The organism is Bradyrhizobium xenonodulans, from assembly GCF_027594865.1.
GTDB lineage: Bacteria > Pseudomonadota > Alphaproteobacteria > Rhizobiales > Xanthobacteraceae > Bradyrhizobium > Bradyrhizobium xenonodulans.
In genome coordinates this window covers 3,170,139-3,185,556 of sequence record NZ_CP089391.1, presented here as the reverse complement: position 1 = coordinate 3,185,556, position 15,418 = coordinate 3,170,139, and the positions used below count along the sequence as shown (strand labels likewise).

At 62.1% G+C, this 15,418-nt stretch carries 16 protein-coding genes; 3 read left to right on the top strand and 13 right to left on the bottom strand.

The genetic code is table 11. The features are described 5' to 3' along the window. Window positions 1–142 precede the first annotated feature (142 nt). Complete coding sequence (locus tag I3J27_RS14640; protein WP_270170369.1) at window positions 143–1,003, top strand: AraC family transcriptional regulator; 861 nt, start codon at window positions 143–145, stop codon at window positions 1,001–1,003. 72 nt (window positions 1,004–1,075) lie between these two features. On the opposite strand, the gene I3J27_RS14635 is transcribed toward I3J27_RS14640, so the two are convergent. The 12 genes from I3J27_RS14635 to I3J27_RS14580 form a co-directional block, all read right to left on the bottom strand. Beyond that, entirely contained in the window at window positions 1,076–2,179 is a 1,104-nt protein-coding gene (locus tag I3J27_RS14635; protein WP_270170367.1) for an ABC transporter substrate-binding protein, read from the bottom strand. Window positions 2,180–2,374: 195 nt separating this feature from the next. Then, window positions 2,375–4,240, bottom strand: a complete 1,866-nt coding sequence (locus I3J27_RS14630; RefSeq protein ID WP_270170365.1) for an AMP-dependent synthetase/ligase — start codon at window positions 4,238–4,240, stop codon at window positions 2,375–2,377. A gap of 1 nt (window position 4,241) precedes the next feature. Then, window positions 4,242–5,021, bottom strand: a complete 780-nt coding sequence (locus tag I3J27_RS14625) for an enoyl-CoA hydratase/isomerase family protein (RefSeq protein WP_007594449.1) — start codon at window positions 5,019–5,021, stop codon at window positions 4,242–4,244. Window positions 5,022–5,037: 16 nt separating this feature from the next. After that, a complete protein-coding gene (locus tag I3J27_RS14620) occupies window positions 5,038–6,171 on the bottom strand; it encodes an LLM class flavin-dependent oxidoreductase (protein WP_007594451.1) in 1,134 nt (377 codons plus the stop codon). Between the two features lie 161 nt (window positions 6,172–6,332). After that, on the bottom strand, window positions 6,333–7,124 hold the full coding sequence (locus tag I3J27_RS14615; RefSeq protein ID WP_270170361.1) for a creatininase family protein: 792 nt from the start codon (window positions 7,122–7,124) through the stop codon (window positions 6,333–6,335). 4 nt (window positions 7,125–7,128) lie between these two features. Continuing rightward, window positions 7,129–7,893, bottom strand: coding sequence for an enoyl-CoA hydratase/isomerase family protein (locus I3J27_RS14610; protein WP_270170359.1), 765 nt, complete (start codon window positions 7,891–7,893; stop codon window positions 7,129–7,131). Between the two features lie 105 nt (window positions 7,894–7,998). Then, entirely contained in the window at window positions 7,999–8,718 is a 720-nt protein-coding gene (locus tag I3J27_RS14605) for an ABC transporter ATP-binding protein (RefSeq protein ID WP_270170357.1), read from the bottom strand. After that, the gene (locus tag I3J27_RS14600; RefSeq protein WP_270170355.1) at window positions 8,711–9,436 is read right to left on the bottom strand and encodes an ABC transporter ATP-binding protein; all 726 of its coding nucleotides are present in this window, start codon (window positions 9,434–9,436) and stop codon (window positions 8,711–8,713) included. The genes I3J27_RS14605 and I3J27_RS14600 overlap by 8 nt, the downstream gene beginning before the upstream one ends. Then, window positions 9,433–10,464: a branched-chain amino acid ABC transporter permease gene (locus tag I3J27_RS14595; protein WP_270170353.1), complete on the bottom strand. Its 1,032-nt coding sequence runs from the start codon at window positions 10,462–10,464 to the stop codon at window positions 9,433–9,435. Before I3J27_RS14595 ends, I3J27_RS14600 begins: the two co-directional genes overlap by 4 nt. After that, window positions 10,448–11,317: a branched-chain amino acid ABC transporter permease gene (locus I3J27_RS14590; protein WP_270170351.1), complete on the bottom strand. Its 870-nt coding sequence runs from the start codon at window positions 11,315–11,317 to the stop codon at window positions 10,448–10,450. Before I3J27_RS14590 ends, I3J27_RS14595 begins: the two co-directional genes overlap by 17 nt. Before the next feature lie 114 nt (window positions 11,318–11,431). Next, on the bottom strand, window positions 11,432–11,956 hold the full coding sequence (locus tag I3J27_RS14585) for a flavin reductase family protein (protein WP_270170349.1): 525 nt from the start codon (window positions 11,954–11,956) through the stop codon (window positions 11,432–11,434). 90 nt (window positions 11,957–12,046) lie between these two features. Next, the gene (locus tag I3J27_RS14580; RefSeq protein ID WP_007594462.1) at window positions 12,047–12,400 is read right to left on the bottom strand and encodes a VOC family protein; all 354 of its coding nucleotides are present in this window, start codon (window positions 12,398–12,400) and stop codon (window positions 12,047–12,049) included. Window positions 12,401–13,008: 608 nt separating this feature from the next. Between I3J27_RS14580 and I3J27_RS14575 the strand changes: the two genes are divergently transcribed. Then, window positions 13,009–13,632, top strand: a complete 624-nt coding sequence (locus I3J27_RS14575) for an Lrp/AsnC family transcriptional regulator (protein WP_018316670.1) — start codon at window positions 13,009–13,011, stop codon at window positions 13,630–13,632. A gap of 142 nt (window positions 13,633–13,774) precedes the next feature. Beyond that, window positions 13,775–14,851: a 3,4-dihydroxy-2-butanone-4-phosphate synthase gene (ribB, locus tag I3J27_RS14570; RefSeq protein WP_270170343.1), complete on the top strand. Its 1,077-nt coding sequence runs from the start codon at window positions 13,775–13,777 to the stop codon at window positions 14,849–14,851. On the opposite strand, the gene I3J27_RS14565 is transcribed toward ribB, so the two are convergent. Then, window positions 14,848–15,033: a hypothetical protein gene (locus I3J27_RS14565; RefSeq protein ID WP_270170341.1), complete on the bottom strand. Its 186-nt coding sequence runs from the start codon at window positions 15,031–15,033 to the stop codon at window positions 14,848–14,850. The two genes, ribB and I3J27_RS14565, sit on opposite strands and share 4 nt — an antisense overlap. Window positions 15,034–15,418 lie beyond the last annotated feature (385 nt).

The following is a 15,418-nucleotide window of genomic DNA, read 5'->3' as shown; positions in this document are numbered from 1 at the left end:
GCAGTAGCGGGCATCTTGTCGCAGATCAGCGAACTCGACGGCTCGCCGCGACTAGTGACCTGACCTTTCAAAACAGCTAACCTCGGCTAGCAGCAGGATCTGCATCAAGGCTTGACTGACTTGACGAATTGGCAGGATTGAAATGCCGCCCGAGACCGAGTTCGATCGCGATTTTGCGCGAATGGATCTGCCCGATCTTCGGATCAACTATGATCCTGTCGATCCGGACCAGTTCGATCGTCCCGTCACTTCATTCTGTCTCGAAACCAGCAAAGACAACGACGACCTGCCGCTGCACTCACACCGCAAAGGCCAATTGGTCGTCGCATCTCATGGCTCGGTGATGTGCCGGGCGCCTGGCGGCTTGTGGATCGTGCCTCCGCAAGGCGCGGTATGGATCCCGGCCGGCGTGCAGCACAGCAATTGCGTGGCCGATTTCGGCAAACTCTACACCGTGTTCATCGATCCGCAGGTCAGCATGCTGCCGCGGACCTGCTGCACGCTGATGATCACGTCGCTGGTGCGGGAATTGATCCACCGCCTCTCGGTGTTCCCACCGCTCTATCCGCTGGAAGGACCGACCAGCCGTCTCGGCCGGGTTTTGCTCGACGAACTCGTGCAGATGTCGACGACGGATGAAATGTATTTGCCGATCTCCCCCGACGCCCGTCTTCAACACCTCGCGACCTCCTTGTTGAATAATCCGGGCGACCGCAGCACGATGGACGAAGTCGCCTCGCGCTACGCGATGAGCGAGAGTACCTTCGCACGCTTCATCGCCAAGGAAGCGGGGATGACCTTCGGGCGCTGGCGCCAGCGTCTCCACATTCTGATCGCCATGCAACGCCTCACGGCGGGCACTTCGGTCCAGGCCGTGTCGCTGGAACTGGGCTACGAAACCCCGAGCGCGTTCATCACGATGTTCAAGAAGACGATGGGAAAGAGCCCCCGCCGCTTCCTTGCCGAGCGGTCGCGCCTGATCAATTCGGACAGTTTGCCCTAGCTCGCACGTCCCTGCCTGGGCACTTGACGACCGCGACCCCGCGACGCTTTCGCGGGGCCGCCCGTAACGACGTCAGCGTTTGCTGTAAGGCGCAAGCGGATACTCGAGCGACGCTTCCGCAATGGCCTTTGGAGCCACCACCCGAGGCCTGCCTTTCAAACCCTGCAGCATCACCATCGAACAGTGGATGTTCTGGCCGGTCTCGTCGAACTTGGTGTTGTCGCCGTACATCAGAATCGGCTTCATGTCGGTCTTCTTGAGCGCGCCGTGAATCGCCGCCGACTCCGGCGAAGCCGCCCGCGTCACGGCGTCTGCGACGATCTGCACCGCCTCGAACGCGCAGCCCGCATTGGCATCGAACCAGTCGTTCGGGTAGTCCGCCGCGAACATCTTCATGATCTTGTCGGTCTCGGCGCCCTTGGGATTGAGCCACAACGCCGACAGAACCGGACCGTCACCATACTTTCCGAGCGCGTCGTGATACGCCTTGTCGGACACGCCGTTGGAGTTGGGCGAAAACACCATCTTCGGGTCCCAGCCCTGCTTGATGCATTCGCGCGCGATCATGATCGCGTCGTTGACGCGCGTGACCGAGATCAAGGCATCGGCACCCGACGCTTTCGCCTTGGCAACCTCCACCGACAGATCCTTGGCCTTCTCGTCATAGGCAACGTACTGCGCGATCTTGAGCGGAACATCCACTTCCTTCCACGCCTGATCGATGCTGGCCGCCGTCGACTGCCCCATCGTGTTGTTGAGATGGAGAACGACGGCGCTGCTCGGCGGATCCTTCAGCGTGCGGAGCACGGACTTCAGCTCGCTCAACGATTGCCGCACGATGGTCAGCGACGTGGGGTAATAGCGGAACACCTGGGTGAAGCCCTGCGAAGTCACCTGGGTGGCGCTCGCGATGTGGACCACCATCGGCACCTTGGCGGCCTCGCAGGCCTGCAGCGCCGAAATAGTGGCACCGGAATCCCAAGCGCCGATCAGCACGGTGCAGCCCTGCCGGATCAGGCTCTCGGCGGCGATCCGGCCGTTCTCCGGACGGCTTTGCGTATCGGCGTGAGCGATCTCGACGTCGAGGCCAAACTTCTCACGCGCAAATTTGGCGCCGAGATCGATGCCGCGCACGCAGGCCTGACCGGGAAACGCGAGAACGCCGCTGCTGGGCATGATCGCTCCGACCTTCACCTTCGTGGTCGCAGCAAACGATGGCCTTGATACCACCCCTGCCGCAATTCCCAATCCGCTTCCGACAATCGTCCGCCGCGTGATCCCGCTTCGCTTGGTCATCTCGATGTCCTGTTGCTGAAGGAGTGAACTGTATCTTGACTAGTAGCTTCGTAGGTTGGGGAACGACCGCCGACGTCAAAGGCCCATCTCGGCCTTGATTAGCTTTTCCTCGGTTTCGTCGTAGAGCGACGCGATCAGCGACTGATAGCGCTCATTGATCTGCTTGCGACGCTTCTTCCGCGTCGGCGTCATCACGCCGTTCTCGAGCGACAGCTCCTCTGGCAGAATGCGGAACGCCTTGATCTGCTCGGCTCGCGCCAGCCTTCCGTTGGCCTTGCCGATCTCCGCCTCGATCAGCCGGTTGACGATCTCGGAGGCTGCCAGGTCGGCGTAATCTGTGATCTTGTCGTCGCGCGACTTCGCCCAGTCCATTGTGGCGGTGGCATCCACTTCGATCAGGGCGGTGAGATATTTTCGCCCCTCGCCGATGACCGCCGCCTCGGAGATGAAGGGGCTGTGCCTCAGCTCGTTTTCGATCTGAGTCGGGCTGATGGATTTGCCGTTCGACGTGATGATGATCTCCTTCTTCCGGTCGACCAGCTTGAAGATTCCTTCCGGCGACACTTCTACGATGTCGCCGGTGTAGAGCCAGCCGTCGCGAAGAGCCGCTTTCGTTTCGTCCGGCTTGTTCCAATAGCCCGCGAACAATCCCGGTCCACGGACGATCATCTCGCCGTCCTGGAGCACCGCGGTTTCCCAAGCCGGATCCGGCAACGGGACCCCGACGTTGCCGGCCTTCGGCCACTCCGCCATCTGCACCAGATTGGCACCGACCAATTCAGTCTGGCCGTAGCACTCCTTGAGCTGCAAGCCCCACAGCTGCCACAGCGACATCAGCTCGGACGGCATCGCCGCCGACGAGGTGAACGCAACCTTGAGCTCGTCGAAACCGACCTCGGCGAGCAGTGGCAGGAACACTTGCTCGCGGCAGGCCGCAAATAGTTTCGAGACGAAGGCATCTTCGTGGCCGCCCTGGCGGTCTTCGAGCGCCCTGCGCGCGATCGTCATGGCGAGCGTGTAGTTCTGATCTCCCGCACCGCCGGCGGGATGCACCTTGCTGAGAATTTGCGCCGCAAAACGCTGGTAGAACCGCGGCGGTGCCATGTAGTAGGTGGGCTTCACCTCTTTGATCGTCTGGGCGAAGTCCGCGGTCGTCTCGCCGAAATATGGAACTGCGTCGGCGATCAGCGGCAACGTGGTCGCCTGCCCGCGCGCCACGGTGTGCGACATCGGCAAATGCACGACCACCCGGTGTTCCTCTTCGCGCATGCTGGGGCCGAATAAGGTGATGCAATGAACGCCGGCGAGAATGGAAAGGTGCGTCAGCATGGCGCCTTTGGGGTTTCCGGTCGTCCCGGACGTATAGCCGATGCTGACGACATCGGACGCCTTTGCTGTCGCGCTCTCCTTCTGCAGATAGTCATGCGCATCGACATCGTGTCCTCCAACAAACTCGGCCAGCGACTTGATCGACACCGAGGCCTCGCCGGTCCAATCCGAGTCGAGCACGATGATGCCGCAGAGCTGCTCGGCCCGACCGGAGGCGAGCACGATGCGAAGCTGCGGCTCCCCGCCGACGAACGCGAACTTCGCGCCTGAATCCGTGAAGCAGTAAGCCACTTCTTCGGGTGACGAGGTGAAGTAAACGCCCACCATGACGCCGCCGGCGCACATCGTGGCCATGTCGGCGATCAGCCATTCCTCGGACGAATCGCCCATGATCGCGACCCGATCGCCGCGCTCGAGACCAGCACGCCGCAGCGCGCTGGCCAGGTTCACGACACGCTGCGCATAGGCGCCCCACGTCATGGCGGTCCAGGCGCCGTGACGCTTTTGTTGTAAGGCGATCTTGTCGGGCCGCTCCGCGAGTCGCGCGGCCAAAAGCTGCACGACGGTCGTATCCGCCAACTCGGCGCCGGATGTCATCTCAGCGACGTTCATCTCAGCGCTCCGCGAAACGCTTGCGCTTGGCCGCGAATGCGGCAACCGCCTCGGCCCGCTCGGGCGACTTGAACGTCAACATCTCCAGCGCCGCAGAGGTGTCGAGTAGCAGGTGGGCGTACTGCTTGATGATCTTGTTGACGCTGTACTTGGTCCACACGATCGATTCCTTCGGCCCGCTTGCCAGCAGTTCGGCGTATTCGATCGCGGCATCGAGAACGTTGCCGTCTGCGACCACCTCGTTGATCATGCCGATAGCAGCCGCTTTCTCGGCGGAGATGAATTCGCCGGTCATCAGATAGTGCTTCGCGCGCACCGGCCCCATCAGCAGCGGCCAGATCACCGCGCCGCCATCGCCCGCGACGACGCCGGCATTGACGTGCGTGTCGGCGAAACGGGCTGTCGAGCTCGCATAGATCACGTCGCAGAACAGCGCGAGCGTGGCACCCAGGCCGACCGCGACACCGTTGACGGCCGCGACGATCGGCACTTCGACTTCCAGCATGTTGCGGATGAGGTGGCGACCGCTGCGCGTCGGGGACGGCAGTGTTCCCTTATCCAGCGACTTCTGATCGCCACCAGAGCAAAATCCGCGACCCGCACCGGTGAGAACGATCGCGTTGACAGAACTGTCGTGATCCAGCTTGACGAAGACGTCTTCGAGCTCCTCGTGCATCTCCCAGTTGATCGCGTTGAGGATCTCCGGGCGGTTCATCGTGACGATCGCGACGCCAGTGGCGCGCTGCTCGACGATCAGGTACTTGTAGCCGTATTGCGACATTGATTTCACCGTTCGATTACTGCTTCTGGGTCCGCATCAGCCGGATCTGCCCGAGGATCTCCTCGGTCGGCCGCACGACGTTGTTTCCGTCGTTGAAATGCGGGATGACGTAGCGACCGACCATGTCGATCGCCTCCATGATCTTTTCGTGCGGGACGGAGTCCATGTGCAGCAGCACCTCGTCGATACCCATGGCCTCGAACTTCTCGATCTGACGAATGACCGTATCGGGGCTGCCGCACACCGTCGTGGCCGACTCGTTGACCAGATAGTCCCAGTCGTTGGCGGCGCGCTCCATCGACGGCACGCTCTCCCCCATGTATTTGTAGTCGTCGGCAATCGCTGCGAGACGCGGATAGGCATCGGTCGAGATCTTGGCATAGTGCATTAGCGGGCCGGCATAATCCGCCTTGGCCTGCTCGTCAGTTTTCCCGATGCCGATGAACAGCGGAATGCCGATACGCGGACGCTGCAGCGGTCCCTCCGCGTCGCACTTCCAGTTTTTTTGATAGGCGTCGATCAGCTTCTGCTGAGCTTCCCAGCCCTGATAGATGTTGCTGCTCATCACGGCGAAGCCCTGCGAGGCCGCCCAGAGATGACTGCGCTCGCTGGTCGCCGCGATCCCGATCACCGGATGCGGCTTCTGCAGCGGCTTCGGAACCAGCTGGCGCGGAGGGATCTGGTAGTACTTGCCGTCAAACGTGAAAATGTCCTGGCGCATCGCCGTTTTCAGCAGCGCCAGCCCTTCTTCCATCTGCGCCAGCGTTTCGTTCGGATCGACGTTGAACGCCCGCATCGCGATGGTGGTGTTGGCGCGGCCGCCGTAGAATTCCATGCGGCCGTTGGACAGGATGTCGGTCACGGCAAGCCGCTCGGCCGAACGCAAGGCGTGGTTGATGCGCTGCGGCATCAGCGTCACCGCCGCGCGCAGCTTGACGCGCGACGTCACCGCGGCCAGATAGCCGAACACCACTTCGGGCGCCGAGCTCGAGATCCCGCCCAGTGCCACGTGCTGCTCGGAGAGCGCGACGCAGTCGAAGCCGACCTTCTCGGCCAGACGGACTTCGTCGACCAGTTCGTGAAGCCTGCGCGAGTAACTGTGGCCGACCTGGGTTTCCTGTTCAGACCAGAACCCAAACGTAAGTGCCATGTCTCAATCCTTTTAGCTTGCGAGATGGCACAGGGTTTCATAGGCGTGGCGATATTTTCGCCCGAAAGCCGCGTTGCGTAGTAACGCTTTCCGAATTTTATGCTGTCAGCAACATGGCAGTCGCCTCGGGAAGCTTCGCCACGCAGCGGACGGGCTGACCGTCAACGGCGGGCGCTGGCGGCTCCGGCCTCGCTATCGAAGGTCTTGATCAGCAACTCGGCGACCGCCGCGAGGCACGCTTCGCCGATGGCGTAGCTCGAGCCGATCGGACTTCCGATCACGCCGTTCTGCGAAACCGATCGGATGCCGTTCTTCCACATCAGTTCGAGATCAGCCTCCGACAAGCCGCCAAGATGACCCACCTCGAAGCGGTCCGGTCTGACGCTGTCGGGCCGAATGACCATCATCAGCGACGTCTCGGCGATGTCGGCGTGGCCGCCGACGGCCGACCCGTCTCCTCCGGCTTCGCGCACCGCATCGCGCCACGTGTCGATCCATTTCGTCGAGTCGAAGAACGCCAGGATCTCGACATCCGAGGGGACGGCCTCGCGCAAGCGACCGAGCATGTCCTTCAGGACCGGAAAATTGCCGATGTGACCCGAGTGAATCAGGATACGCTTGAAGCCGTGCCGCGCCAGGCTTGTGCAATAATCGACACAAATCGCTTCCAGTGTCTCCGGCCGTAGCGAGATCGTACCCGCGAATGGCAGATGGTGAGACGAGCAGCCGACCCTGATGGTGGGCGCCACCAGCGTGTTGCCGCAGCTGCGCGCGATCCGCTCGGCTAGAGCATCGGCATGATCCGCATCCATGCCCAAAGACAAATGCGGCCCATGCTGCTCGACGGCCCCCAGCGGGATCACCACCGTCGTGCACCCATCGGCCAGCGCCGCGGCGACTTCCTCGTGGCTCATTTGCTCCAGATAGATCTGATCGGGATATCCGCGCGTCATCGCCTCAGCCCTTACTGTTCTTTGACAAAAATCTCGCACGCGCGTTGGTTGAGCTCTCGGCTGTGACATAGGCGTCGAGGTCGGCCACGGTCATTTTTTCGAGCGCCTGATCGCTCATTTGCGCAGTGAGGTTGAGCGATCGCTTGATGGCATGGAACAGCTTGCGGTCTTTCTGCCGCAACACGCCGCACACGTCTCGCGCACGGGACGCGACCTCCTCGGTCGGGACGATCTCGTTCACGGCGCCGATCGCCACGGCGCGCTCCGCGCCGACGAGCTCGCCCCAGTACAGCAGCTCTTGCGCCGCCCGCACGCCGAGCTTCTCGACGGCCCGGCGCATGCCTTTGGTCACCGGCAGCAGGCCATGGTTGATTTCCGGAAATCCAATCTTGCACGCCGCATCGGCCACAACATAGTCCGCATGCAGCAGAAACTCCAGGGCGCCTCCGACTGCATAGCCGCGGACGGCGCAGACGATCGGGCCCGGATAGTTCTCCATCGCCACGAGGAGTTCGTGGAAGAACCGGATGCGCGGCCTCGCGACGTCGATCCGGACGACTTCCTTGATGTCGCCACCTGCGCTGAAGAAGCGGTCGCCGCTTCCGGTGAGCACGATGCCGGGCGGATTCTCGTCGTCGGCAAGGCGCCGGATCGCCTCCAGCAACTCGACGATGAGTTGCGCATTCAGCGCATTGGCCGGCGGCCGGTTCATCGTGATCGTGACCAGGTCTTGATCACGCTCGATCAGGAGAGAAGTAGCAGTGTTCATCAATGAGACCCAAGCGAGAGGGGGCTGCAACAGCCGGGGAGCGGTGGACCGAACGGCGGCGCGACGAGAGCCGCAACGCCCGACGCCTCGCCGAGACGGCGCGCCTCACAATCCCAGATAGGCGCGCTGGACATCGGGGTTCTCGAGCAGATCGCGGCTAGATCCATGCAACACCACGGAGCCGTTCTCGAGCACATAGCCGCGGCTGCTCAGCGCGAGCGACTTGGCGACATTCTGCTCGACGAGAAGGACCGTGATGCCCTGCTCGTTGAGGGATTTGACGACGCCGAACATCACATCGGTCAGCGCCGGCGACAGTCCGATCGACGGCTCGTCGAACATCACGATTTCTGGCTTCGACATGATCGCCCGACCGATCGCTAGCATCTGTTGCTCGCCGCCGGAGAGCGTGCCGGCGAGCTGGTCGCGGCGCTCGCGAAGTCGCCCGAACAGCTGATAGACGGAATCAAGCGCATTTGCCAGGTCGTGCCTGGCCCGCTTCAGCGAGCCGCCGATCAGCAGATTGTCCTCGACGGAGAGCGCACTGAAGATCTGGCGGCCCTCAGCGACCTGAGCGATGCCCATTTCGCATATGTCCCACGGCGGTCGCCGCGAGATTTCGACTCCGTTGATCCTGACGGAACCGCGCGACGACGGCACGATCCCCGCGATTGATCGGATCAGAGAGGTCTTGCCGGCGCCGTTGGCGCCGACCACGCAGATCAATTCACCCTTGCCGATGCGGAGCGACACGCCGTTCAGCGCATTGGAGCCGTCATAGGCCACGCACAGGTCGTCGATTTCGAGAAGCGCGTCGTCAGGCATGGAAACCGGCTCCCAGATAACTTTCCAGCACCGCAGGATCCGCCACCACCTCTGACGGCTTGCCCTCGGCGATCTTGGCGCCGTGGTGAAGCACGACCACGGTCGACGCCACCTCCATTACGATCCGCATCACGTGCTCGACCAGCAGGATCGTCAATCCGCCCTCGGCGAGCCTGTGCAGCACGCCGACGACGCCGGTCGCTTCGGTCGGACGCAGCCCCGCCATCACTTCGTCGAGCAGCAGCAGCTTGGGGCGAGCCGAGAGCGCCTTCGCCATCTCTAGCATCTTGCGATCGGGTAAAGTCAACTGATCCGTCCGGGCATTCGCCTTGCCAGCGAGCCCGACATTTTCGAGCGACTCATACGCCTTGTCCCGCGCCTCCTTGACGCTCGTCGTCCAGCTGAAAGCGCCCACCATGGCATTCTCGAGCACCGACATATCTTTCATCGGCCGGACGATCTGGAAGGTGCGCGCAATGCCCATGCGGCACACCGCTTCGGGCGGCTCGCGCTCGAGCGAGCGCCCCTCGAACACCACCTGCCCGGCGGTCGGTCTCAGCGCCCCGGCGACGAGATTGAAGCAGGTGGTTTTGCCGGCGCCGTTCGGTCCGATCAGGGCGGTGATGCGGCCTGCCTGCAGTGAGAAGCTGACGTCATTGACCGCGACCAATCCAACGAACGCTTTGGTCAGGTTCTTCACTTCGAGCAGCGCGGTCATTCCCCGACCTTCCGCAGTTGTGGGATCCGGCCGCGCGCCGGCAGCTGGATCGCCCCGTAGAGCCGGACGATCGACGGCCAGATGCCGTCGGGCAGAAACCACACGACCAGGATCAGCACCGCCCCGTAGGCGACGCTGTTCAGTCCGGGGAGTCCCAGGGCGTCGCCGAGAACCCCCATGGCGTGATGCAGCGGGATTGCGACCATCGAGCCGACCAGCGGGCCGAACGCAGTGCCCAATCCGCCGACCACGGGGCCGATCAGTACGTCGACCGAGATCGCCATGCCCATGATGGAATCCGGAAAGATAGCGCCCTGCACCAGGCCCAGCACGCCGCCGCCGATCGCGGCCGTCGCTGCCGATATCGAGACCACCAGCACCTTGTGGCGAAACGTCCGCACCCCCAGCGCGCGGGCGGCCTCGTCGTCATCCCGCATCGCCCGCCAGACATAGCCCCAATAGGACCGCGAGATCAGCTCCGTTCCCGCGACGCCGATGGCCGCAAGCGCGAGCGCGACGAAGTAGTAGAACCGCGCGTCACCGCGCAGCATCCGGAGGTCCATCGCGCCGCTCGGCGCCTGATAGAACAGGCCCTGCATGCCGCCGACATAGTCCCACCCGCCGAACATGATCCGGGCGAATTCGGCGGCTGCGATCGTGAGCAGCGCGAAATAGATGCCACGGACCTCGAAGCGGAAGCTCAGCCACGCCAGCACCGCGCCGACGGAGCCCGCAATCACCGCGCCCAGCAGCAGACCGATCCACGGGGTGACGCCGTATTTGATGTTCAGGATCGCCACCGCATACGCGCCGATTCCAACGAACAGCGCGTGACCGATGGATAGCTGCCCGCCGATCCCGAGCATCAGGTTCCATGATTGTCCCATGAAGGTGAACAACAGGACGATGGTCAGAAGCGAGATGACGTAGGCATTGGACATGCCACCCACCACGGCCAGGGCGGCGAAGACCAGCGCGCCGGCGCCCCAACGCTTGGCGTCGCTGGCTTGATCAGATGTCCTTTGCACCGAAAAACCCCCTCGGACGGAAAATCAGGATGATGATCAGGAGCGCGTAAGGGAGTGCTGTTTTCATCGACGGCGTGAACATCAGGGCCGCGATCGCTTCGGCGACCCCGATCGTCAGGCCGCCCAGAAGAGCGCCGCCGAAGCTGCCGAGACCGCCGACGATCACCGTCACGAAGGCCAGCAGCGTGAAGTCGACGGCGAGATAGGGCTGCGCATCGAACAACGGCGAGATCAATGCGCCGGCGACGCCAGCGCAGGCTGTTCCGATGCCGAAGGTCACCGCATAGATCCGAGGGATGTTCAGCCCGACCACCAGTCCGCCCAGTCGATTATTGGCGGCGCCCCGCAGCGATCGGCCGAATGCGGAGTACTTCAGATAGGCTCCCAGTGCGGCGATCAGCAGTCCGGCCGTAGCGGCCGCCTGGATGCGGGCCCAATCCAAGGTGAGCGGTCCCACGCTCACGGTCTGGAAGGACAGCTGAGACGCCGTCGGCCGCGGATCCGGACCGAACGACATCAGCAATACGCCGCTGAAAAGTAGTGAGAGGCCGATGAAGACGATGAACTGATAGTGATGCGGCCGATTGACGAACCGCTTCACGACGAGCGTCTCCAGCAGAAAGCCGAACACGAACATGACGACCGCGGCGATCGCGGCGGCTAAAACGATCGGGACGTCCCAGATTCGAACGGTCCAGTATCCGATGTAGATCCCGAACACGACCATCTCGCCATGAGCGAAATTGACCACGCGCATGACGCCGAAGATGATCGTGAGACCGAGCGCGACGAGCCCGTAAACCAGCCCGATGAGCACCCCGCCGGCGATGACATTGAGCCAGAGCGACAGCATCAGCGACCGACCGCCGATGGATGCGCGATAGAAAGTCTTCGTCTTCCTTGCATGCTGATCGGTTCCATCTTGGCTGTAGCGGAAACGTAGCGGCGCCTGACGTCGTCCTGTGTTTCAGACCGCCTTTGGCGCGGCGAAACATCCGTCGATGTAGACGAGCGACTCACATCCGGCCCTCGTGGTCTGAGCCACCACCTCTCCGGTGAAAATGGTGTGACTACTGTCGCTGTAAGCATTCACCACGCGGCAATCGAAGCTGCAGACCGCGCCGACCAGACTTGGTGCTCCGGTTTTGAGATCGCACCACAAACCGTCACCGAAGCGGATATCGCCCTTGCTGCCGTCCTGCCCGGAAAACTTGAGCGCCAGATCGCGATGCTCGACCCCTAGAATATTCCAGCAGAACGACCCACTGCTGAGAATGGTGTCGTGCGCACCGGCAGATCGATTGACGCAAACCAGCACGCTGGGCGGAGCCGCCGACAGTGAGCAGCCCGCCGTCAGTGTCAGACCATGGCGGTTCGGCGCCCGGCCTGTCGTGACGATCGACACGGTGCCCGGCACGCTGCGCATTGCAGCGCGGAATGCTGCGGCATCGAGTGGGCTCGTTTCGGACAACGGCGGTGTTGCGGACGGCATGGCTACGACCCTTGGATTCATGGGATGGATGCGCCCTCTTTGTCTGGTTGTGAGTCCGGGCATGCAGCGCTGCCCCGGTGAACGTCTGAGCTATCCGGCTGCTTGATAGAACTGGATGACGTTGCCGCCCGGATCCCGCACCTTCACCGCACGGCCGTGACTGGCCATGTCCCGGACCGCGCCGACTTGCGCCCCCATCGCTGCGGCACGCTCCATGGCGGCCTCGAGGTCATCGACATCGAAGACAAGAACGGCATCTTGCAGCTGGTCCGAGACCGACTCCGTCGGTCCGGCGACGCAGAACGCAGCCGCATCGCTCACGAACTGGATCCACTTGCCGGGATCAGCGAAGCGCACCTTCAGACCCAGGCCTTCGTAGAACTCGGCCAGGCGTCCAGGATCGTTCGCTGTCAAATAGACTTGCTTCAGTTTCACGCTCGACATCCAAACCGTCGCTACCCAAGTGCGATCGTGGTGGATAGTCGCCCGAGCCTCTCAGCATTACTGCTTGAACAACGCCTGTCACAGAAGCTTCATCAGCATTTTATGCTGTAACGACTTGTCGAGTCGCTAGATCCAACTCTGCATCCGGCCGATCTTTGCCATTTTCTGGTTGACGAGGGTGGGCGTCGTTGCTGCCAAACTTTTTGTCTCGCGCAACGCCCGCGGCGCGGTCAGCGACGTGGGACCAGGGCCACACGCGACGACAGGCAGTTGTACGAAATAGGGCAGCGCTCGACATCGAGCTCTGCTGCACATCCCGTCAAGTGACATAGGGAGCCAATCGATGGAGCGGCGGGCATTACATCTTGACCGAATCCGTGGATCAACGTCGGCCTGCATATTGCATAGGCAAAAATGTATCGGAAGTAGGCAACTAACCTCCTGATCGCAATGCACAATGCGAAGGTTGACGGTTTTTCGATACAAGTCGACGATTTGTCGAAATCCCACAAGCGCAATTGCGGTTAGCTTTTACCACGCGATTGTCATCACCCCGCAAACGACGGTGATACGCGCCGCAGAAGACTGCCATACTTGGGAGATACGCGATGTCGACAACCTCTCTCGACAGAATAGATATCAAGATCCTCAACGAGCTCCAGCAGAATGCGAGCTTGACCAATGTCGAGCTCGCATCACGCGTCAATCTCTCGCCGTCGCCGTGTCTGGCACGCGTCAGAACACTCGAAAAACTCGGCGTGATCGATCGACGGATCGCCCTTCTCGATCCCGCCGTGCTCGGCATTGGTGTAACGGCTTTCATCCAGATCAAGCTGGAAAAGCAGGTCCAGACGTCCCTCGAGAATTTCACCCGATCCATCGACCGGCTGGCCCAGGTAATGGAATGCTATCTCATGACCGGTGAGAGCGACTACATGCTCCGCGTCATGGCGGCCGACATCGAAGATCTCGAAGATCTGATTGTCAACAAACTATCCCGCATTCCCGGCGTCAGCAGCATTCGATCAAATCTGGCCCTCAAGCGCATTTCGCACAAGACCGTGCTGCCGATCGACGCCAATCGGCCGGTCACCGTCAAGGCTTGCGCCAACCCCTCGCGCCCTCTGGAGCGCTCACTAAGACCCCGATTCGACCCAACTGGTCCTTTGCTGTCCGATGCGCCGATCGGGCTCGACACCAATCGTCCCAGCTACAGCGTGGAAAGACTATGAGGCGCCCCGCCATGGGCTCCGGCCAGTTGGCAATAATGGTGAAGTTAAGATCGGCAGAGTGCTCGAGCGGCGCAGCGAGCCTGACAATCCGCACACGACCCAACGCGAGCACCCATCGGTTCTAGCGAGCAGAGCGACCGAGATGACGGGATCGATCGAAGCGGCCCTGCAGGCGCTCGCCGACGGCGAAATCGTCGTGGTCACCGATGACGACGATCGCGAGGGCGAAGGCGACCTCGTCGTCGCCGCCTCGCGGTGCACGGCTGAGAAGATGGCCTTCATCATCCGCCATACATCGGGAATCGTTTGCGCTCCGATTACCCTCGAAGACGCGAGACGGCTGCGGCTTGACCCGATGGTTCTCAACAACGACTCGGCTCACACCACGGCGTTCACCGTGTCGGTGGACTACCGGCCGGATAACGGAACGGGCATCTCGGCCGCAGAGCGGGCCTCGTGCTGCCGCGCGCTCGCCAATCCCAACGCTGGCGCCGGCGATTTTTGCCGGCCGGGACACGTCTTCCCTCTGATCGGAAAGGAGGGGGGCGTACTCCTGCGCTCGGGTCACACCGAGGCCGCCGTCGACCTGTGCAGACTGGCAGGTCTCGAGCCGGTCGGTGTCATCAGCGAACTGATGAACGACGATGGCTCAGTAATGAAGGGTCCGCAAGTCGCGGCGTTCGCCGACAAGCACAAGCTGAAACAGGTCACCATTGCTGACCTCATCAGCTTCCGGCAGGCCCGCGAGACGCTGATCGAGCGCGTCTCGAGCGTCACGGCGGAGAGCCCGATCGGCCCGCTCCAGGGCTATTCGTATCGCTCGCCGTTCGACCCCATTCATCACGTCGCCTATATCTACGGAGAACTGGGCGACGGCACCAACGTCCTCACGCGCTTCTACAAACCCAACATCCTGCGCGATTTGTTCTCGGGTCAGGAACAGGCCAAGATGAACGTCATTCTGCAACGCTTCAAGGATAATGGCAGCGGCGTGCTCGTCTATCTGCGCGACGGCGCGGCGGGCGTTCCGCCTGCACCGTTAGGCCGGACCCGTTCGCGCGAAGATGACCGCAATCGGCAATGGCGCGAGATCGGCGTCGGCGCCCAGATCCTGCGGGATCTCAAGATCAGTTCCATCCGTCACCTCACGTCGTCGACGCATCACTTCAAGGGACTGTCAGGCTTTGGCATCGAGATCGTCCGAAACGAAGCGCTCTAATTCCAGCCATCTGCGTTGCGAAAATCCATGAGCGGGTCCCGCACCTCAGGCATCCGGCGACGCTTGCAGTTCGTCTCGCGACAGATCTCCCCCGGCCCAGTCTGGCCGGCCTCGCGCTCGCAGAAGTAGCGCGCCGGCGACTTGGCGAGCGTCTTCTTGAACATGGTGATGAACGCGCTCACCGACTCGTAGCCGAGCGCCCCGGACGCGGACTGAAACGTGTCGCCAGCACAGCGCGCTTGACGAACAGGAAATGCGCGACAACAGCGCTGAACCCGCGACTTTCAAAATTGCCGAACGCTTGATGGCAATCGCACAGGAGCTGTTGCCTGCTGGCGCAATCTGCGGTCCAAATATCTCGCCCATCCAACTTGGCCGCGCATCATCAAGTATCGTGCAACGGGGTCCGAGATCAGCCAGTCCGGTCCATCATGGGCAAGTTTGAGCTATCTCCAGCAATCGATATCCGGTTGGAGCCAATTCAAGGAGGTTTCGTCCATCACCTCTTCCCAAGAGCCACCCCACGAGTGTCAGTCAACCCCCATTGAAATATGTGCCGTTTTTCAA

Coding starts and splice junctions, on each gene's coding strand:
- I3J27_RS14640 (WP_270170369.1), top strand. CDS start 143: ATGCCGCCCGAGACCGAGTTCGATCGCGATTTTGCGCGAATGGATCTG.
- I3J27_RS14635 (WP_270170367.1), bottom strand. CDS start 2,179: ATGCCCAGCAGCGGCGTTCTCGCGTTTCCCGGTCAGGCCTGCGTGCGC.
- I3J27_RS14630 (WP_270170365.1), bottom strand. CDS start 4,240: ATGAACGTCGCTGAGATGACATCCGGCGCCGAGTTGGCGGATACGACC.
- I3J27_RS14625 (WP_007594449.1), bottom strand. CDS start 5,021: ATGTCGCAATACGGCTACAAGTACCTGATCGTCGAGCAGCGCGCCACT.
- I3J27_RS14620 (WP_007594451.1), bottom strand. CDS start 6,171: ATGGCACTTACGTTTGGGTTCTGGTCTGAACAGGAAACCCAGGTCGGC.
- I3J27_RS14615 (WP_270170361.1), bottom strand. CDS start 7,124: ATGACGCGCGGATATCCCGATCAGATCTATCTGGAGCAAATGAGCCAC.
- I3J27_RS14610 (WP_270170359.1), bottom strand. CDS start 7,893: ATGAACACTGCTACTTCTCTCCTGATCGAGCGTGATCAAGACCTGGTC.
- I3J27_RS14605 (WP_270170357.1), bottom strand. CDS start 8,718: ATGCCTGACGACGCGCTTCTCGAAATCGACGACCTGTGCGTGGCCTAT.
- I3J27_RS14600 (WP_270170355.1), bottom strand. CDS start 9,436: ATGACCGCGCTGCTCGAAGTGAAGAACCTGACCAAAGCGTTCGTTGGA.
- I3J27_RS14590 (WP_270170351.1), bottom strand. CDS start 11,317: ATGCTGTCGCTCTGGCTCAATGTCATCGCCGGCGGGGTGCTCATCGGG.
- I3J27_RS14585 (WP_270170349.1), bottom strand. CDS start 11,956: ATGCCGTCCGCAACACCGCCGTTGTCCGAAACGAGCCCACTCGATGCC.
- I3J27_RS14580 (WP_007594462.1), bottom strand. CDS start 12,400: ATGTCGAGCGTGAAACTGAAGCAAGTCTATTTGACAGCGAACGATCCT.
- I3J27_RS14575 (WP_018316670.1), top strand. CDS start 13,009: ATGTCGACAACCTCTCTCGACAGAATAGATATCAAGATCCTCAACGAG.
- ribB (WP_270170343.1), top strand. CDS start 13,775: ATGACGGGATCGATCGAAGCGGCCCTGCAGGCGCTCGCCGACGGCGAA.